Origin of the sequence: Streptomyces viridifaciens, assembly GCF_001888885.2 — a bacterium.
Classification (GTDB): Bacteria; Actinomycetota; Actinomycetes; order Streptomycetales; family Streptomycetaceae; genus Kitasatospora; species Kitasatospora aureofaciens.
The window spans coordinates 5,513,413-5,532,302 of sequence record NZ_CP090841.1 but is presented as its reverse complement, the minus strand read 5'-3'; the positions used below and the strand labels follow the sequence as shown (position 1 = coordinate 5,532,302).

The window sequence follows — 18,890 nt, the reverse complement described above, 5'->3', positions numbered from 1 at the left end:
CCGTCAGGGCCCCAGAGCGTCGAACCCCTAGAACGGGAACGGCGCCCGCCCGTGCTGCACCGAGATCCACTTCACCGTGGTGAAGGCGTCCACCGTGGACTCTCCGTTGAGGCGGCCGACCCCGGAGTGCTTCTCCCCGCCGAACGGCACACCGGGCTCGTCCGCGATCGTCCCGCCGTTGACGTGGATCATGCCGGTCTCGATCCGCTGGGCGATCCGGACCCCGCGCTCGACGTCCGCGGTGTGCACCGCGCCGCTGAGTCCGAAGGGCGTGTCGTTGGCGATCCGGACGGCCTCGTCCTCGCCGTCGAAGGGCACCAGGAGGGCCACCGGGCCGAAGAGTTCGCGCTGCAGGATGGGCGCGTCCTCGGCCAGGTCGGTGAGCACGGTGGGCGCCATGAGGCTGCCGGTCGTGTCGCCGCGCAGCAGCGCGGTGGCGCCGGCCGCGATCGCCTGGTCGACCTGGGCGTTGATCGCGTCGGCCTGGACGGAGTTGATCAGCGGGCCGATGTGGGTGGCCGGGTCCTTCGGGTCGCCGACGGTCAGCGAGGCGGTCTTGGCGACGAACTTCTCGGTGAACTCGGCGAGCACGCTGCGGTCGACCAGCACCCGGTTGGCGGCCATGCAGACCTGGCCCTGGTGGACGAAGCGGCTGAACACGGCCGCGTCCACGGCGTAGTCGAGGTCGGCGTCGTCCAGCACGATCAGCGCACTGTTGCCGCCGAGTTCCAGCACCGTCCGCTTGAAGTGGGCGGCGGCGACGGTGGCGACGTGTCGGCCGACCTGGTCGGAGCCGGTGAAGGAGATCACCTTGGGCACCGGGTGCTCCAGGAAGCTGTCCCCGATCTCCGCGATGTCGGTGATGACCACGTTCAGCAGGCCGGGCGGCAGTCCGGCGTCCTCGAAGAGCTTGGCGATCAGGCTGCCGCCGACGACCGGGGTCTCCTGGTGCGGCTTGAGCACGACGCCGTTGCCGAGCGCGAGCGCCGGGGCGACGGCCTTGAGGGCCAGGAACAGCGGGAAGTTGAACGGGCTGATCACGCCGACCACGCCGACCGGCAGCCGGTGCAGGCGGTTCTCCTTGCCGGGCGCGGTGGAGGGCAGCAGCCGCCCCTCGGAGGCCACCGACAGGTGCAGGCACTCCCGCAGCATGTCCTTGACCAGGGACAGCTCGAAGCCGGCCTTGAGCGCGGTGCCGCCGAGCTCGGCCGTGATCGCCCGGGCGATCTCGTCCTGGCGCTCCTCGACCAGCCGCAGCGCGCGCTCGAAGACCAGCCGGCGCTGGTACGGGTTGGTGGCGGCCCAGCCGCGCTGGGCGCGCTCGGCGGCACGGTAGGCCCGGTCGACCTCGGCGACGGTGGCCACGGTGATGGTGGCCAGCTTGTCACCGGTGTACGGGTCGACGTCGACGATGTCCCAGGAGCCGCTGCCGCCGCACCATTCGCCGTCGATGTACTGCAGCGCCAACTCGGAGAAGTACGACATCTGATCCCTCTCGTGCCCGACCTGATGGGAGCTCATCGTACTGACGTGTCAAAGCTCTTGGCGTACCGAGCGCAGAAGATCGCGGGTCGGTCCGGGTTCGAGGCTCTCGGCGAGCAGCCCGTCCATCGCCTGCCGGTAGGAGGCGACCTCGGCGGGCTTGTCCACGTACAGCGCGGTGGTGAACTGCTCCAGGTAGACCACGTCGGCGAGTTCGGCCTCACTGAAGCCCAGCACGCTGAACGCGCCGCTCTCGGCGCCCAGCGCCGCGCCGCCGAGCGGGCGCACCTGCAGCCGCACGTTGGGCAGTTCGGCGAGTTCGAGCAGCCGGTCGAGCTGGCCGCGCATCAGCTCCGGTCCGCCCCAGGGGCGGCGCAGCGCGGCCTCGTCGAGGACGGCGAGCAGCTCGGGCGGGTGTTCGGCGGTGAGCAGGTCCTGGCGCTTGCGGCGGACCTCGACGCGGCGTTCGATCTCCTCGTCCTGGAGGCCGTGGCAGCCGGCTGCGATGACGGCGCGGGCGTAGTCGGCGGTCTGCAGCAGCCCGTGGACGAACTGGACCTCGTAGCTGAGGATCTCGGCGGCGGCCTCCTCCAGTCCGAGGTAGTTCTGGAACCAGGCGGGCAGCACGTCGCCGTAGTCGTGCCACCAGGAGGTGGCGTTGGCCTCGCGGACGAGTCCGAGCACGTTGGCCCGTTCCTGTTCGGCGTCGACGCCGTAGAGGGTGAGGAGGTCGGCGACGTCGCGTTCCTTGAAGCCGACCCGGCCGAGTTCCATCCGGCTGATCTTGGACTCGGAGGCACGGATCGAGTACCCGGCCTCCTCGCGGCTGACGCCTCTGGACTCGCGGAGCTTGCGCAGCTGGCTGCCGAGCAGCAGGCGCCTTACGGTGGCGCCTCCGCCTGCCTGAGTCGTGCCCATGAGAAGTCAACCTCCGCACTCGCGCAGCCCCCCGGCCGTCGGCGGCAGTCTGCCACCTGGCACCGACGAACAACAGTCCGTCCCGGTGCGCGTTCCGGCGGCTGTGCGAAGCCTGGGAGGAAGCTGTGAGGCGGTTGGCGGCCCGGTGGTGAAGGCGCAGGTGGGAGCGCCGGTAAGAGGCGGGTGAGAGCGCAGGTGAGAAGCGCCTGGGAACGCCGCCCGAAGGGCCCGCGAAGCCCGCGCGAACACTCGGCGGAAACGCGACGGCGCCCGCCCTCCAACTGGTCGGGGAAGAGGGCAGGCGCCAGGAGACCGCGTTGGCCCGGCGACGCTGGCGGGGGCAGCGGGTTGAGCTCCCGGCGATGCGGCGCCGGGGGTTCGGGGTGGGGCCGGTCGGACCGTCAGGGCCCGTCAGACCACCAGCGGGCGGTCCGTGGGCCGGATCGGGGCGGGAAGCGGGGTCTTGCCGCCCAGGTACCTGTCCACCGCGGCGGCGGCCGAACGGCCTTCCGCGATGGCCCAGACGATCAGCGACTGGCCTCGGCCGGCGTCTCCGCAGACGTACACGCCATCGACATTGGTGGCGAACCGGCCGTCGCGGGCAATGTTACCGCGCGCGTCGAGGTCCACTCCCAGCTGCTCGACCAGGCCGTTCCTGACGTCCGTCCCGGTGAAGCCCATGGCCAGGGTGACCAGCTGGGCGGGGATGGTCCGCTCGGTGCCCGGGACGGGCTCGAACCGGCCGTCCTTGAACTCGACCTCGACGAGGTGCAGTTCCTGGACGTTGCCGTCCTCGTCGCCGGTGAGGTGGGTGGTGTTGACGGAGTAGACCCGCTCGCCGCCCTCCTCGTGCGCGGAGGTGACCTTGTAGGTCATCGGCGTGGTGGGCCACGGCTGGTGCCCGGGGCGCTCCTCGCCGGGGCGGGGCATGATCTCCAGCTGGGTGACCGACAGGGCGCCCTGGCGGTGGGCGGTACCGACGCAGTCCGCGCCGGTGTCGCCGCCGCCGATCACGACGACGTGCTTGCCCTTGGCGCTGATGGGCGAGTCGACGAGGTCGCCCTCCTGCACCTTGTTGGCCAGCGGCAGGTACTCCATGGCCTGGTGGACGCCCTTGAGCTCGCGCCCGGGCACCGGCAGGTCACGGGCGGTGGTGGCGCCGGCGGCGACCACGACGGCGTCGAAACGCTCGCGCAGCTGCTGCCCGGTGATGTCCTCGCCGACGTGCACTCCGGTGCGGAACCGGGTGCCCTCCGCGCGCATCTGCTCGATGCGGCGGTTGATGTGGCGCTTCTCCATCTTGAACTCGGGGATGCCGTAGCGCAGCAGTCCGCCGATGCGGTCGGCGCGCTCGTACACCACCACGGTGTGGCCGGCCCGGGTGAGCTGCTGGGCGGCGGCCAGGCCGGCCGGGCCGGACCCGACGACGGCGACGGTCTTGCCGGAGAGCCGCTCGGGGATCTGCGGGGTGACCCCGCCGCGGTCCCAGGCCTTGTCGATGATGGTGACCTCGACGTTCTTGATGGTCACCGCGTCCTGGTTGATGCCGAGCACGCAGGCCGACTCGCAGGGCGCCGGGCACAGCCGCCCGGTGAACTCCGGGAAGTTGTTGGTGGCGTGCAGCCGCTCGATGGCGCCGGTGAAGTCGTCGCGGTAGGCGAGGTCGTTCCACTCGGGGATGAGGTTCCCGAGCGGGCAGCCGTTGTGGCAGAACGGGATGCCGCAGTCCATGCAGCGGCCGGCCTGCTTGCTGATGATCGGCAGGAGGCTGCGCTCGACGTAGACCTCGTTCCAGTCCCGGATGCGAACGTCCACGGGCCGGCGCTCGGCCAGCTGCTTGGGCGTGGTCAGGAAGCCCTTGGGGTCAGCCATGTGCCGCCTCCATCATCTTGCGAGTGGTCTCGGCCTCGGAGAGGCCATCGCGCTCAGCGGCGTCCTTGGCGGCGAGCACTGCCTTGTAGTCGGTCGGCATGATCTTGGAGAAGCGGGAGACCCCGCTGCCCCAGTCGGCCAGGAGTTCGGCGGCGACGGTGGAGCCGGTCTCCTCGTAGTGCTGCTGCACGGTCTCGCGCAGCCAGTCGCGGTCGGCGGCGGTGGGGGCCTCGATGCCCACCATGCCGTCGTTGACGTTGGCGGGGCGCAGGTCCAGGACGTACGCGATGCCGCCGGACATGCCGGCCGCGAGGTTGCGTCCGGTCTCGCCGAGGATGACGACCCGGCCGCCGGTCATGTACTCCAGGGCGTGGTCGCCGACGCCCTCGACGACCAGCGTCGCGCCGGAGTTGCGGACGGCGAAGCGCTCACCGGCCTTGCCGCGCAGGTGGATCCGGCCGGAGGTGGCGCCGTAGCCGATGGTGTTTCCGGCGATCACGTGGTTCTGGGCGTCGTTGCCGATGGCCGCGGCCTCGCGCGCCGGGCGCACCACGACCACGCCGCCGGAGAGTCCCTTGCCGACGTAGTCGTTGGCGTCGCCCTCGAGGCGCAGGGTGATCCCCTTGGGCAGGAAGGCGCCGAAGGACTGCCCGGCCGAGCCGGTGAAGGTGACGTCGATCGTCCCCTCCGGCAGGCCCTCGCCGCGGTACCGCTTGGTGACCTCGTGGCCGAGCATGGTGCCGACGGTGCGGTTGACGTTGCGGATCGGCAGCTCCAGCCGGACCGACTCGCCGCGCTCCAGGGCGTCCTGGGCCAGCTCGATCAGCTGGTTGTCGAGGGCCTTGTCCAGGGCGTGGTCCTGGTCGGTGGTGCGGTGGCGGGCTGCGCCCTCGGGCAGTTCGGGCACGTGGAACAGCGGGGCCAGGTCGAGCCCGGCGGCCTTCCAGTGGTCGATGGCGGCCCGGGCGTCGATGTGCTCGGCGTGGCCGACGGCCTCCTCGATCGAGCGGAAGCCCAGCGAGGCCAGGATCTCCCGGACCTCCTCGGCGATGAACTCGAAGAAGTTGACGACGAATTCGGGCTTGCCGGAGAAGCGCTCGCGCAGCACCGGGTTCTGGGTGGCGACGCCGACCGGGCAGGTGTCCAGGTGGCAGACGCGCATCATGATGCAGCCGGAGACGACCAGCGGGGCGGTGGCGAAGCCGAACTCCTCGGCGCCGAGCAGCGCGGCGATGACGACGTCACGGCCGGTCTTCAGCTGGCCGTCGGTCTGGACCACGATGCGGTCGCGCAACCCGTTGAGCAGCAGGGTCTGCTGGGTCTCGGCGAGGCCGAGCTCCCAGGGGCCGCCCGCGTGCTTGAGCGAGGTGAGCGGCGAGGCGCCGGTGCCGCCGTCGTGCCCGGAGACGAGGACGACGTCGGCGTGTGCCTTGGACACGCCGGCCGCGACCGTCCCGACGCCGACCTCGGACACCAGCTTCACGTGGATGCGGGCGGCCGGGTTGGCGTTCTTGAGGTCGTGGATCAGCTGGGCCAGGTCCTCGATCGAGTAGATGTCGTGGTGCGGCGGCGGGGAGATCAGGCCGACGCCCGGGGTGGAGTGCCTGGTCCGGGCGACCCACGGGTACACCTTGTGGCCGGGCAGCTGGCCGCCCTCGCCGGGCTTGGCGCCCTGGGCCATCTTGATCTGGATGTCGTCGGCGTTGACCAGGTACTCGGAGGTGACGCCGAACCGGCCGGAGGCGACCTGCTTGATCGCCGAGCGGCGCTCGGGGTCGTACAGGCGGTCCGGGTCCTCGCCGCCCTCACCGGTGTTGGACTTGCCGCCGAGGCGGTTCATCGCGATGGCGAGGGTCTCGTGGGCCTCTCGGGAGATCGAGCCGTAGGACATGGCGCCGGTGGAGAAGCGCTTGACGATCTCGGAGACCGGCTCGACCTCCTCGACCGGGATCGGCTCGCGGCCGAGGCCGTCCAGCTGGAACAGGCCGCGCAGCGTCATCAGGCGCTCGGACTGCTCGTTCACCCGGTCCGTGTACTGCTTGAAGATGTCGTACCGGCGGTTGCGGGTGGAGTGCTGGAGCCGGAAGACGGTGTCCGGGTCGAACAGGTGCGGCTCGCCCTCGCGGCGCCACTGGTACTCCCCGCCGATCTCCAGGGCGCGGTGGGCGGCCGGGATGCCGGAGGCCGGGTACGCCTTGGCGTGCCGGGCGGCGGTCTCGCGGGCGATCTCCTCCAGGCCGATGCCGCCGAGCTTGGTGGTGGTGCCGGCGAAGTAGCCGTCGACCAGCTCCTGGGAGAGGCCGATGGCCTCGAAGACCTGGGCGCCGCGGTAGGAGGCGACGGTGGAGATGCCCATCTTGGACATCACCTTGAGCACGCCCTTGCCGAGCGCCTTGATCAGGTTCTTGATCGCCTTCTCGGCCTCGACGCCCTCGATGCCCCCCTCATTCATGAACGTGCCCTGCGCGACGAGGTCCTCGACGGACTCCATCGCCAGGTACGGGTTGACCGCGCCGGCGCCGAAGCCGATCAGCAGCGCGACGTGGTGCACCTCGCGGACGTCGCCGGCCTCGACCAGCAGCGACACCTGGGTGCGCTGCTTGGTGCGGATCAGGTGGTGGTGGATGGCGGAGGTGAGCAGCAGCGAGGGGATCGGGGCGTGCTCGGCGTCGGAGTGCCGGTCGGAGAGCACGATGATCCGGGCGCCGTCGGCGATCGCGGCGTCGGCCTCGGCGGCGATCGCGGCCAGGCGCGCGGCCAGGCCCTCGCCGCCGCTGGCGACCTTGTAGAGGCCGGACAGCGTGACGGCCTTCAGCCCGGGCTGGTCGCCGTCGGCGTTGATGTGGACGAGCTTGGCCAGCTCGTCGTTGTCGATCACCGGGAAGGTGATGCCGACCGAGCGGCAGGAGGCGGCCTCGGCGGTCAGCAGGTTGCCCTCGGGGCCGAGGTTGGACAGCAGCGAGGTGACGAGCTCCTCGCGGATGGCGTCCAGCGGCGGGTTGGTGACCTGCGCGAAGAGCTGCACGAAGTAGTCGAACAGCAGCCGGGGCTTTTCGCTCAGGGCGGCGATCGGCGAGTCGGTGCCCATCGAGCCGAGGGCCTCGGCGCCGGTGCGGGCCATCGGCGCGAGGATGACGCGCAGCTCCTCCTCGGTGTAGCCGAAGGTCTGCTGGCGGCGGGTGACGGAGGCGTGGGTGTGGGCGATGTGCTCGCGCTCGGGGAGCTTGGCGAGCTGGATCTGCCCGCCGGTGACCCACTCCTCGTAGGGGTGCTCGGCGGCCAGGTCGGCCTTGATCTCCTCGTCCGGGACGATCCGCTTCTCGTTGAGGCAGACCAGGAACATCTTGCCGGGCTGCAGGCGGCCCTTCTGGACGACCTTCTGCTGGTCGATGTCCAGGACGCCGACCTCGGAGGAGAGCACGACCAGGCCGTCCTCGGTGACCCAGTAGCGGGCCGGGCGCAGGCCGTTGCGGTCGAGCACGGCGCCGATCCGGGTGCCGTCGGTGAAGGTGACGCAGGCCGGGCCGTCCCAGGGCTCCATCAGGTTGGAGTGGTACTGGTAGAACGCGCGGCGGGCCGGGTCCATGGTGGCGTGGTTCTCCCACGCCTCCGGGATCATCATCAGCACCGAGTGGGGCAGCGAGCGGCCGCCGAGGTGGAGCAGCTCCAGGACCTCGTCGAAGGAGGCCGAGTCGGAGTGGTCCGGGGTGCAGATCGGGAAGATCCGCTCCAGTCCCCGCCCGTTCTTGTTGGCCGGGATCAGGTCGGTCGCGAGCTGGGACTCCCGGGCGCGCATCCAGTTGCGGTTGCCCTTGACCGTGTTGATCTCGCCGTTGTGGGCGACGAAGCGGTACGGGTGGGCGAGCGGCCAGCTCGGGAAGGTGTTGGTGGAGAACCGCGAGTGCACCAGACCGAGGGCGGACGCGTAGGTGCGGTCCGACAGGTCGGGGAAGAAGGGCTCCAGCTGGCCGGTGGTCAGCATGCCCTTGTAGACGATGGTGCGGGCGGACAGCGACGGGAAGTACACCCCGGCCTCGCGCTCGGCCCGCTTGCGGACGACGAAGGCGATGCGGTCGAGCTCGATGCCGGCCCGCCCGTCCGCGCCGGGGCTCTGCCCGACAGGCGCTGACGCGAGGAAGAGCTGCCGGAACCGGGGCATCACGCTGCGCGCGGTGGCGCCGAGGAGGTCCGGGGTGACCGGCACGTCGCGCCAGCCGAGGACGGTCAGGTCCTCCTCCGCGGCGATCGCCTCGATCTGCGCGACGGCGGCGGCGTCGGCGCCGTCCTCGTCCGGCAGGAAGGCGATGCCGACGGCGTAGGAGCCGGCGGCCGGGAGCTCGAAGGAGACCTGCCCGCGCAGGAAGGCGTCCGGGATCTGGGTCAGGATGCCCGCGCCGTCACCGGAGTCCGGCTCGGCGCCGGTGGCGCCGCGGTGCTCCAGGTTGCGCAGGACGTTCAGCGCCTGCTCGACGATCGTGTGGTCGGCGATGCCGGTCAGCGTGGCGACGAAACCGACGCCACAGGCGTCGTGCTCGTTTCGCGGGTCGTACAGGCCCTGAGCAGCAGGTCGCGCATCCGGCACGAGCGCGTACGGCTGGCGGGCGGCGCCGGCCTGAGGCTCGTTGGCGGAGTGCATGGATGCAGACAGCATCGGCTCTCCCGTCGTCGTCTTTCGGCAAGTTGGTGCAAGTAGGGACGACGTTGGCCCTGATGCGATGGTGCGGTGTGTCGTGCAAGTTACATGGTTGCCCAGGATCCCGAGAAGCGGAATATCCCGTCCACATGGCGGACGGACACGCAGGTCAGGGGGCTGGAGGAAGAGGACGCGCAGCGGTGCACGTCCCGACGATTGTGCCCAACGACCCCCGGCCCGAAACAGGGGCGAAACCGGATCGCCACACGAGCCGATCATGGGCGCCTGGGAATCCATTCCGGGACCGGGTCCGCCGGATGCGAATCCGCGGCCGGGAACGCCGGATGATGAGACGATGCCGGGCAGCGCGCGACGTCCATGTGTGAAACGTCACGCACTGCCCGGCATAACCATGCAGTGCTCGTCGACCGCCCGTCGGCCCCGCCGCCTACCCGACGTGTCCGCCGATCAGCACCCCGAGCAGGTACGTCACCCCGGCCGCGGCCCCGCCCAGCACCAGCTGCCGCAGCCCGCTGAACCACCAGCTGCGCGCCGTCACCCGGGCCACCACCGCGCCGCAGCCGAACAGGCCGAGCGCCGCGAGCACCACCGCGGGCAGCAGCGAGGTGGCCCCCAGCAGGTACGGCAGCAGCGGCAGCAGCGCGCCGAGCGCGAAGCACAGGAAGGACGAACCGGCCGCGACCAGCGGCGAGGGCAGGTCGGTGGGGTCGATCCCCAGCTCCTCCCGCGCGTGGATCTCCAGCGCCAGCTCCGGGTCCCGGGACAGCTGCCGGGCCACCTCGTGGGCGAGCTCCGGGTCGACCCCGCGCGAGACGTACAGCTGCGCCAGCTCGGCCAGCTCGCCGTGCGGGTTGCGGCTCAGCTCCAGCCGCTCGGCCTCGATCTCGGCCTGCACCAGCTCCCGCTGCGAGGCCACCGAGGTGTACTCCCCCGCCGCCATCGAGCAGGCGCCGGCCGCCAGGCCCGCCAGCCCGGTCAGGATCACCGTGCCGTTGGACGCCGCCCCGCCGACCACGCCGGTCATCAGCGCGAAGTTGGACACCAGGCCGTCCACCGCGCCGAACACCGCGGGCCGCAGCCAGCCGCCGTTGACGTCCCGGTGGTGGTCGGCCGCGGGTATCCGCGGGTGCTGGGCCGGCTCGGCTTCCAGGGTGCTCGCAGTCACGGTTCTTCCCCTCGTCTTCGTTCGTCCCCCCGACCGTAGCCCGCTTGACCTGGGCATTTCCAGCAAGATAAGGCTTCCCGAACGATGCTGAGGCTGCCCTTCGCAGCGCTTGCGAAGGGCAGCCTCAGTCAGTGGAAGTGCCTGCTCAGATGGGGTTCTCGGCGTCCTTGCCGGTCTTCTCGGCGGCCGCGGAGGCCGCGGCGGCCGGCTGCGGGTCCGCTTCCGCGCGCCCGTCGCCGTCCACGATGCGGGAGGGCTTGTCCCCGGCCACCGTCTCGCTCGGCCCCTCGCCCTTCGCCTTCGCCGCGGCAGCCTTCCCCGCGAGCGCCTTCCCCGCGACGGCCTTCTCGTCGGCCGCCCTGTCCCCGGCCGCCTTCTCCCCGGCAGCCTCCGCCTCGGCGTGCGCCGCCGGGTCGATGCTCGCCGGGTCCTCGCGCCCGGGCCGCTTCTTCCCGACGATCACGAGGTACGCCACGGCGCCGATGAACACCACGATCGACGTCCAGTCGTTGAGCCGCAGGCCGAAGTAGACGTGCGCCTCGTCGATCCGCAGCCACTCGGTCCAGAACCGGCCCACCGTGTACGCGGCCACGTACAGGGCGAACGCCCGGCCGTGCCCCAGCTTCCAGCGCCGGTCGGCCCAGATCACCAGCAGCACGACCGCCACGTCCCAGATCGACTCGTACAGGAAGGTCGGGTGGAAGACCCCGTTCACGACCTCGCCGTCGGGCAGCGTCTTGTGGATCTCCAGGCCCCACGGCAGCGTGGTCGCCCGTCCGTACAGCTCCTGGTTGAAGTAGTTGCCCCAGCGGCCCATCGCCTGCGCGAGCACGATGCCCGGCGCGATGGCGTCGGCGTACGCGGGCAGCGGCACGCCCCGGCGGCGGCAGCCGATCCAGGCGCCGACCGCGCCCAGCGCGACCGCGCCCCAGATGCCGAGGCCGCCCTCCCAGATCTTGAAGGCGTTCCAGGGGTTCTTCCCCTCGCCGAAGTACAGCTGGTGGTCGGTGATCACGTGGTACAGCCGGCCGCCGACCAGGCCGAACGGCACGGCCCAGACGGCGATGTCACCGACGGTGTGCTTGGCACCGCCCCGGGCGACCCAGCGCTTGCTGCCGAGCCAGACGGCTGCGACGACCCCGAGGATGATGCAGAAGGCGTAGGCGCGCAGCGGGATCGGTCCGAGGTGGAGGACGCCCCGCGACGGGCTGGGAATGTAGGCGATATCCATGGCAGTTCCGACGCTACAGGGTCCGACGTCCCCGTCGGGCACCCCCGGGGTCACAGAAACCGAACAACGGACGCCGTCGCCCCCTCCCGGCGGGGAGGGGGCGACGGCGGAGCGGCGGCTCAGCCCGCCGCCGGTGACGGGTTGTTGGCCTCCGAAGCGGCCGCGGTGGGCGCCGGGGTCTGCCCGTTCGAGCCCGCCGTGCCCAACGGCTTGCCCTGGTTGGCGGCGTCCACCCACTTCACCAGGTTCGCCGGGGTGATGTCCTCGTCGCCGTTCTTCGGGTAGATCGGCTTGCCGTTGAGCAGCACGGTCGGGGTCGACTTGTAGCTGGACCTGTCGAAGTCCTGCTGCACCGCCGACACCCATCCGCCGTACTTGTTGTCGTTGACGCAGGCCCGGAATTCGGGCGTGTCCAGCCCGTTCACCTGCTTCGCCAGGTTGAGCAGGACCGCCTTGTTGCCGAAGGCGTCGTTGGTCTCGTCCGGCTGGTTGCGGTACAGCACGTCGTGGAAGTCCCGGAAGTGCCCGGCGTCCTGGGCGCACCCCAGCGCGTTGGCCCCGTTCTTGGAGCCCTTGCCCTGCAGCGACCGGTCGATGAAGGACACGACGTGGGCGTTGGTGTAGATCTTCCCGGCGTCCTCCAGCTGGTCGATGGTCGCCGAGAACTCGCGCTCGAAAATGCCGCAGGCCGGACAGCGCGGGTCCTCGTACACCGTGAGGACCGACGGCGCGTTGCTCGCGCCGACCGGGACCACCAGGTTCTTGTCACCGATCGTCCCGGCAGGGGCGGCGGTCGGGGTCTCCGGCTTGGAGCGCTGGTTCTGCACCACGACGCCGGTGGCCACCGCGGCGACGATCACCGCGAGCACGGCCCCGCCGACGATCAGCTTCTTCCTGCGCCGGGAGGTGGCCTCCTCGACCGCCCGCTGCTCCAGCATCCGCTCGCGGGCGGTGCGCTTGCCTTCTCGGTTCTTCTCGCTCATTGCGTTGACATCCACGGTCGGGGGCCTCCGTCGGGTGCGGGAATGGGAGTGGCCGAACGGTTCAGCTCGCCAGCCAGCCGTCGGCCGAGAGCCGGGTGCGGGGCCGCCACAACAGCCATCCGGCCAGGAGCAGGAACCCGGTGTCGCGCAGGACCTCCTGGAGGTACTCGGTCTGCGAGGCGTCGACGTGCCCGCCGCCGCCGAAGCAGCCGCAGTCGATCGAGATGCCGCGCGCCCAGGCCGAGGCGATCCCGGCGACGAAGGTGAGCAGCAGCAGCGCGGAGGCCCCGGCCACCAGCCGGACCCCGAGCCCGATCACCAGCAGCAGGGCGAGCGCCAGCTCCAGGAAGGGCAGCCCGTAGCCGATCGGCTTGACCAGGCCCTCGGGCAGGATCTCGTACGCCCGGACGGCCTGGGCGGCCTCGGCCGGATCGGCGATCTTGGCCAGCCCGGCCCACCCCCAGACCACCGCCAGGCCGAGCCGCACGGCCGTGCCCGCCCACTCGCTCCAGGCCGGCAGCGGCCGCCGCGCCGGTGCGGAGTCACGGGGCTGCACTGCGGCGCCGGCCATCAGGGAACCCCCCTCGGGAAACTCGTTCACTTCCTGACGAACCGTAAGGGGCGAAGGCCGGTTCCTCCGGATTCAGGAATTAAGCCGGACGAGTGACGTTGTGTCCGATTCTCCTCGAACACACCTGCGTCACCGGCAGCCCGGCACCCGCCCCGGATCGAACAGCTCCGGACGTCCCTCGTGCTGTGCCCGGGCCGCCCGCTCGACCGCGTCCCAGCGCGCCGCCTCCGCGCAGGCCACCGCGTCCCGCTCCGCCCGCTCGGCCCCCCGCTTGGCCAGCGCCTGCCCCACCTCGGTGTGCGCGCCGACCGCGGCGCCCAGGGCCAGGGCGGCAGCCGCCGCCCGCAGCAGCACGGCCCGATGAAGACCCGCCACCGGCGCTCACCCCTTCCGCTCGCTCGGCTACCCCCGTGCACGTTGTCCGGTGCACTCGTCCCTCCAGTCAACGCCGGTCAATCCCGCCTGATGCGTGTCGCCGTCAGTGTTCACCCGTTCGGGGCCGCCCCGAAGCTGACGGCGGCGAACCGGGCCCGCGCAGCGGAACGGCCCGCCACCCCTCGCAGGGGTGGCGGGCCGTCGACCGGACCGTGCGTCAGCGCCTGCGCACTCCCGCGGCGAGCTCACCGGCGAGCGCCCGGACACCGTCCAGCGCCGCGGCCTCGTCCTCGCCGGCCTCCAGGATCCGCTTCACGAACGCCGACCCCACGATCACCCCGTCCGCGAACCGGGCGACCTCCGCCGCCTGCTCCGCGTTCGAGACCCCGAGACCGACGCACACCGGCAGGTCCGTGGTGGCCCGGGTGCGGGCGACGAGGTCCTCGGCCAGCGATCCGACCGCCGACCGGGTGCCGGTCACGCCCATCACCGCGGCCGCGTACACGAAGCCGCTGCCCGCGGCCGTGACCTCGGCCAGCCGTGCGTCCTTGCTGCTGGGGGCGACCACGAACACGGTGTCCAGCCCGTGCGCGTCCGCCGCCTTGCGCCACTCCTCGGACTCCTCCACCGGCAGGTCCGGCAGGATGCAGCCCGCCCCGCCCGCCGCGGCGAGGTCGGCCGCGAAGCGCGCCACCCCGTAGCGGTCGACCGGGTTCCAGTACGTCATCACCAGCACCGCCGTCCCGGGGTGCGCGGCGGCGACCTCCTGGACGGTGCGCAGCACGTCCTTGATCCGCACCCCGCCCCGCAGCGCGATGTCGTCGGCGGTCTGGATGACGGCGCCGTCCAGGACCGGGTCGGAGTGCGGCAGTCCGATCTCGACGACGTCGCAGCCGCCCTCGATCAGTGCGTCGACCGCCCGGATCCCGCCCTCGACGGTGGGGAACCCGGCCGGGAGGTAGCCGATCAGCGCGGCCCGGCCGTCGGCCTTGGCGCCGGCCAGGACTCCGCTCAGCTTGCTGGCACTCGGCTTCGAAGCCATGATCACTTGCCCCCCTCGGCCCGGTCGCCGGCCGGCTCGTCGTACAGCCCGAAGTACTGGGCCGCGGTGTGCATGTCCTTGTCGCCGCGCCCGGAGAGCGAGACCAGGATGGTCGCCTCCGGCCCGAGCTCGCGGCCCAGGTCCAGGGCCCCGGCGAGGGCGTGGGCGCTCTCGATGGCCGGGATGATGCCCTCGGTGCGGGACAGCAGCCGCAGCGCCCGCATGGCCGCGTCGTCCGTCACCGGCCGGTACTCGGCCCGTCCGGTGTCCTTCAGCCAGGCGTGCTCCGGGCCGACGCCCGGGTAGTCGAGCCCGGCCGAGATGGAGTGCGACTCGACGGTCTGCCCGTCCTCGTCCTGCAGGACGTACGTGCGGGAGCCGTGCAGCACCCCCGGGTCGCCCTTGGTCAGGGTGGCGGCGTGCTTGGGGGTGTCGGCGCCCTCGCCGGCCGCCTCGCAGCCGATCAGTCGCACCCCGGCGTCCGGGATGAACTCGTGGAAGATGCCCATCGCGTTGGAGCCGCCGCCGACGCACGCGACGACCGCGTCGGGCAGCCGCCCGGTGCGGTCGAGCACCTGCTGCCGGGCCTCGACGCCGATGATCCGGTGGAAGTCGCGGACCATCATCGGGAAGGGGTGCGGACCGGCGACGGTCCCGAACAGGTAGTGGGTGGAGTCGACGTTGGCGACCCAGTCGCGGAAGGCCTCGTTGATGGCGTCCTTGAGCGTCCGGCTGCCGGACTTGACGGCGATCACCTCGGCGCCGAGCATCCGCATCCGGGCGACGTTGAGCGCCTGGCGCTCGGTGTCGACCTCGCCCATGTAGATGGTGCAGTCGAAGCCGAACAGGGCGCAGGCGGTGGCGGTGGCCACGCCGTGCTGACCGGCACCGGTCTCGGCGATGATCCGGGTCTTGCCCATCCGCCTGGTGAGCAGGGCCTGGCCCAGCACGTTGTTGATCTTGTGCGAGCCGGTGTGGTTGAGGTCCTCGCGCTTGAGCAGGATCCGCGCGCCGCCCGCCTCGGCGGAGAAGCGGTGCACGTCGGTCAGCGGGCTCGGGCGGCCGGTGTAGTCCTTCAGCAGCCCGTCGAGCTCGGCGGCGAAGGCCGGGTCGGCCTTGGCCTTCTCGTACTCCTCGGCGACCTGTTCGACCGCGGCGACCAGCGCCTCGGGGATGAAGCGGCCGCCGTACGCGCCGAAGTAGCCGCGGGCGTCCGGCACCTGGGCGCCGGGCAGGTAGTCCTTCTCGGACATGGTGGTTTCCCTTGCGGAGATGGATGACGGTGACGTCTGATCGGCTGGGTTCAGCCGTGCGTCACGCGCCATCGCCGCCCCGGCACCTGGCCCGGTTCGCAGCCGATCACGTACCGCACCCGGCGCCCCAGCACCCGGCGTGCGGGCGCGCGGCAGCCGCGCGGGCGGCAGCCGGGGGCGAGTCGGGTGGCGATCTTCATCCGGGCCGCGTCAGTCCTTGTGCCGGAGGGCGGGGTGGGCGCCGGCCGCGACCAGGTCGGCGACCGCGGCCCGCGGGTCCTTGCCGGTCACCAGCGACTCGCCGACCAGCACCGCGTCGGCGCCGAGGTTGGCGTAGTTGATCACGTCCAGCGGGCCGCGCACACCGGACTCGGCGACCTTGACGACGCCGTCCGGGATGGCGTGCACCACGTTCTCGAACGTGCTGCGGTCGACCTCCAGAGTCTTCAGGTTGCGGGCGTTGACGCCGATGATCCGCGCCCCGGCGTCCACCGCACGCTTGATCTCGTCCTCGTCGTGCACCTCGACCAGCGGGGTGAGGCCGATCGACTCGGCGCGCTCGATCAGCGACACCAGGGCCGGCTGCTCCAGGGCGGCGACGATCAGCAGCGCGAGGTCGGCGCCGTGGGCGCGGGCCTCCCACAGCTGGTAGGCGGTGACGATGAAGTCCTTGCGCAGCACCGGGGTGTCCACCGCGGCGCGGACCGCGTCCAGGTCGGCGAGCGACCCGCCGAAACGGCGCTGCTCGGTCAGCACGCTGATCGCGGCGGCACCGCCGGCCGCGTAGTCGCGGGCCAGGGCGGCCGGGTCGGCGATCGAGGCCAACGCACCCTTGGACGGGCTGGAGCGCTTCACCTCGCAGATCACCCGGACCCCGTCGCCCCTGAGGGCGGCGACGCCGTCCTTGGCCTCCGGGGCCTTGGCCGCGAGCGCCTTGAGCTCGTCAAGGGAGACGCGCGCCTGCCGCTCGGCGAGGTCCTCGCGGACCCCTTCGATGATCGAGTCGAGCACACTCACTCAGGAGCCCCCATCATTTCTGCTGGTTCGCCAGCGCGAGCCGGACGGGCGGGGGCCCGTCGGCACTTCGATGGTATCGGCACCCGGCACGCGCAGCGCATCCGCCCGGTACGCGTCTCGCGGAACGGGACGTTCCGTTCGAGGGCTCCCAGCTGCGGCTTCACCGGCCCTCCACCGGCTTCCCGCCGGTCCAGGGGGCCACCGACCGGGGCGTTCAGACCACCGGCGGTGCCAGCCCCGCCCCGATCGACAGGTTGCGCACCACCTCGAACACCAGCACCAGCAGGCCGATCAGTGCCCAGCGCCGGGCCCCGACCGAGACCCGGACCGGCGGGCCGAGGGTCAGCGCCGCCCAGCTCCAGCGCAGCCACAGCACCCCCAGCACACCGAACAGCAGGACGGCCACCGCGTTGTCGTGCAGCGCGCCGGTGAGGTCCCCGTGGGCCAGCGCGTGGACGCAGCGCAGGCCCCCGCAGCCGGGGCACCACCAGCCGGTGGCGGTCAGGAAGGGGCAGTCGGGGTAGTGCCCGGGGGCGTTCGGGTCCACCACCGCGACGTACCCGGCGGGGACGGCCACCGCCGCCAGCGCGGCCAGCGGCGGGCCCATCCGGCGCAGCACGGGCGGCGGGGCGGAGGCGGTGGGAGCGGCGTTCACGCCCCGATTGTGCCCGTGCCGGGCCCGGACAGAACGAAACGGCGGGCGTGGCGCGCCCGCCGTTCGGATGTACGAATCCTCAGGTGCACGGAGTCCGCGCGGAGCCCGTACGGGAGGACCGGGAGTACCGGCCGTCGTCAGGCGGCGACGGTCGCGCGGGACTCCACGGCCGCCTTGCGCGCCGCGGTCTGCTCCTCGATCGACTTGTAGACGTTGGCGCTGGGCTGCTTGCCCATGCCCGCCATCGACATGGCCTTGCCGACGATGCCGCCCACGAGGACGACCGCCAGACCGGCCCAGACCAGCAGCGGCGACGGCAGGATCATCGCGACACCCGCGATGCCGAAGCCGGCGAAGGAGATGACGACGCCGGTCCAGGCGGCGGGGTTGTGACCGTGTGCAGCTGCTGACATCGATGGTGCTCCTAGGCTCTCGGGGCCCGGCCGGGCCTGCGGGGCCGCCGGCGGGTTGACGGGTTCCATTGTGCCGGGCCACACACGGGCGGCCCAAAGCGGGTGGCCCGTCTATCGCGTCACACCCCGTCGGTCGGGGCGGCGGGGTGCGGGGGTCTCAGACCGCGGTCGGGTCCTCGCCGCGGTCCAGGGCCTTCCACAGGTCACCGGGGGTGTCGGCCTTCGCCGGCGCCTTGCGGGTCGGCGCCTCGTAGCGGCTGCCCATGGCCGGCCAGCCGCGGCCGAAGCGCAGGGTGATCAGGCCCGCCGCGGCCAGCAGCAGCCCGCCGGCCAGGGCGACCCAGGGCCAGGCGGTGTGCGACACCTCGCTGGCGGTCGTGCCGGCCAGCGCCAGCTTGCCGGAGGCGGCGGAGTCCAGCGCGGAGGTGTCCGAGGCCCCGGCCACCGAGGCGGCGGCCGCGCCCAGCCCGGCCAGCAGGGTCAGCGCGCCGACCGCGAGCCGCCCGACGCCGCGCACCGCGAACACCGCGACGGCCGCGGCCAGGCCCACCAGGGCCAGTCCGCCGGGCAGTTCGGAGATCCTGCCGCCGGTGACGGACACGTCCAGGGTGCCGGCCCGGCCCTCGGCCCAGACCCGCCCGACCGCGGTCAGCACCAGCACGGCGCTCAGCACGGTCAGCAGCAGCATCACGCCGAGGGTGCGGCGGCCGGCCGCGGGCGTGGCGGGAGCGGTGGCGGCGGGCGCGGGGGTGGGGTCTGCAGCGGTCACCCGTCCACTATCCCCCGGGCCGCGCGCTACGCCGTACCCGGGGTGGGGAACTCGTCCGTCCGCAGCACCACCGTGCGCCCGCCCAGCGGCAGGAACAGGTCGTTGCCGAAGGGCACCCGCTCGGCCTCCCGGTACACCCCGCCGGGGGAGGGCGCGGTGTGCACGGTGCAGACGGCGGCCGCCGGGTCGACCACCACGTACAGCGGCACGCCGCTCTCCGCGCAGGCCCGGGCCCAGGCGTGGTCACGGCCCGGGTGCGACACCTCCAGCACCGCCTCCACGTCGGAGGCGGCGTACCGGCCCCGGGCGTGGTGGACGGCGTCCGGGGCGATCACCGTGAGGTCCGGGGCGAGCGGGCCGTGCGCGGCCGGGAAGTCGACCAGGACCTGGGACAACACCCGCCCCCGGCCCGCGAGTTCGTCCCTGATCCGCACGGCGGCGGCGAGCACGACCTCCCAGCGCAGCTCGTCGTACGGCACCTCGGCCATCC

General features: G+C 72.4%; 17 protein-coding genes. All 17 read right to left on the bottom strand.

The annotated features are described in order from the left end of the window. Positions 1 to 27 precede the first annotated feature (27 nt). Complete coding sequence (locus tag BOQ63_RS31925; RefSeq protein WP_030281892.1) at positions 28 to 1,485, bottom strand: aldehyde dehydrogenase family protein; 1,458 nt, start codon at positions 1,483 to 1,485, stop codon at positions 28 to 30. A gap of 48 nt (positions 1,486 to 1,533) precedes the next feature. Next, entirely contained in the window at positions 1,534 to 2,400 is an 867-nt protein-coding gene (locus BOQ63_RS31920) for a Sco1979 family transcriptional regulator (RefSeq protein ID WP_030281894.1), read from the bottom strand. 411 nt (positions 2,401 to 2,811) lie between these two features. Next, positions 2,812 to 4,272: a glutamate synthase subunit beta gene (locus BOQ63_RS31915; RefSeq protein ID WP_072655364.1), complete on the bottom strand. Its 1,461-nt coding sequence runs from the start codon at positions 4,270 to 4,272 to the stop codon at positions 2,812 to 2,814. Beyond that, positions 4,265 to 8,908 carry a glutamate synthase large subunit gene (gene gltB / locus BOQ63_RS31910; RefSeq protein ID WP_191093681.1) on the bottom strand — a complete coding sequence of 1,548 codons (4,644 nt, stop codon included), beginning with the start codon at positions 8,906 to 8,908 and terminating at the stop codon, positions 4,265 to 4,267. Before gltB ends, BOQ63_RS31915 begins: the two co-directional genes overlap by 8 nt. Before the next feature lie 445 nt (positions 8,909 to 9,353). Beyond that, positions 9,354 to 10,091 carry a VIT1/CCC1 transporter family protein gene (locus BOQ63_RS31905; protein ID WP_370863283.1) on the bottom strand — a complete coding sequence of 246 codons (738 nt, stop codon included), beginning with the start codon at positions 10,089 to 10,091 and terminating at the stop codon, positions 9,354 to 9,356. A gap of 145 nt (positions 10,092 to 10,236) precedes the next feature. Further along, a complete protein-coding gene (gene lgt / locus BOQ63_RS31900; protein ID WP_072655363.1) occupies positions 10,237 to 11,322 on the bottom strand; it encodes a prolipoprotein diacylglyceryl transferase in 1,086 nt (361 codons plus the stop codon). 119 nt (positions 11,323 to 11,441) lie between these two features. Then, positions 11,442 to 12,305 (bottom strand): DsbA family protein, encoded by an 864-nt coding sequence (locus BOQ63_RS31895; protein WP_030551222.1) that lies wholly within the window; start codon positions 12,303 to 12,305, stop codon positions 11,442 to 11,444. A 61-nt stretch (positions 12,306 to 12,366) separates the two neighbouring features. Beyond that, the gene (locus BOQ63_RS31890; RefSeq protein ID WP_078656452.1) at positions 12,367 to 12,876 is read right to left on the bottom strand and encodes a MauE/DoxX family redox-associated membrane protein; all 510 of its coding nucleotides are present in this window, start codon (positions 12,874 to 12,876) and stop codon (positions 12,367 to 12,369) included. 129 nt (positions 12,877 to 13,005) lie between these two features. Beyond that, entirely contained in the window at positions 13,006 to 13,251 is a 246-nt protein-coding gene (locus BOQ63_RS31885; protein ID WP_157846574.1) for a hypothetical protein, read from the bottom strand. Between the two features lie 217 nt (positions 13,252 to 13,468). Continuing rightward, complete coding sequence (trpA, locus tag BOQ63_RS31880) at positions 13,469 to 14,293, bottom strand: tryptophan synthase subunit alpha (protein ID WP_030281912.1); 825 nt, start codon at positions 14,291 to 14,293, stop codon at positions 13,469 to 13,471. 2 nt (positions 14,294 to 14,295) lie between these two features. Further along, positions 14,296 to 15,546 carry a tryptophan synthase subunit beta gene (trpB, locus tag BOQ63_RS31875; RefSeq protein WP_030281915.1) on the bottom strand — a complete coding sequence of 417 codons (1,251 nt, stop codon included), beginning with the start codon at positions 15,544 to 15,546 and terminating at the stop codon, positions 14,296 to 14,298. A 50-nt stretch (positions 15,547 to 15,596) separates the two neighbouring features. After that, positions 15,597 to 15,746: a tryptophan biosynthesis modulator TrpM gene (gene trpM / locus BOQ63_RS31870; RefSeq protein WP_167395798.1), complete on the bottom strand. Its 150-nt coding sequence runs from the start codon at positions 15,744 to 15,746 to the stop codon at positions 15,597 to 15,599. A 10-nt stretch (positions 15,747 to 15,756) separates the two neighbouring features. After that, positions 15,757 to 16,563 (bottom strand): indole-3-glycerol phosphate synthase TrpC, encoded by an 807-nt coding sequence (trpC, locus tag BOQ63_RS31865; protein ID WP_072655361.1) that lies wholly within the window; start codon positions 16,561 to 16,563, stop codon positions 15,757 to 15,759. Between the two features lie 214 nt (positions 16,564 to 16,777). Beyond that, positions 16,778 to 17,218 (bottom strand): DUF2752 domain-containing protein, encoded by a 441-nt coding sequence (locus BOQ63_RS31860; RefSeq protein WP_030281919.1) that lies wholly within the window; start codon positions 17,216 to 17,218, stop codon positions 16,778 to 16,780. A gap of 137 nt (positions 17,219 to 17,355) precedes the next feature. After that, positions 17,356 to 17,631, bottom strand: coding sequence for an HGxxPAAW family protein (locus tag BOQ63_RS31855; RefSeq protein ID WP_030281921.1), 276 nt, complete (start codon positions 17,629 to 17,631; stop codon positions 17,356 to 17,358). Positions 17,632 to 17,788: 157 nt separating this feature from the next. Further along, positions 17,789 to 18,400, bottom strand: coding sequence for a TIGR02234 family membrane protein (locus tag BOQ63_RS31850; protein WP_030281923.1), 612 nt, complete (start codon positions 18,398 to 18,400; stop codon positions 17,789 to 17,791). A 26-nt stretch (positions 18,401 to 18,426) separates the two neighbouring features. Beyond that, on the bottom strand, positions 18,427 to 18,888 hold the full coding sequence (locus tag BOQ63_RS31845; protein WP_050366830.1) for a Uma2 family endonuclease: 462 nt from the start codon (positions 18,886 to 18,888) through the stop codon (positions 18,427 to 18,429). Positions 18,889 to 18,890: the final 2 nt, after the last annotated feature.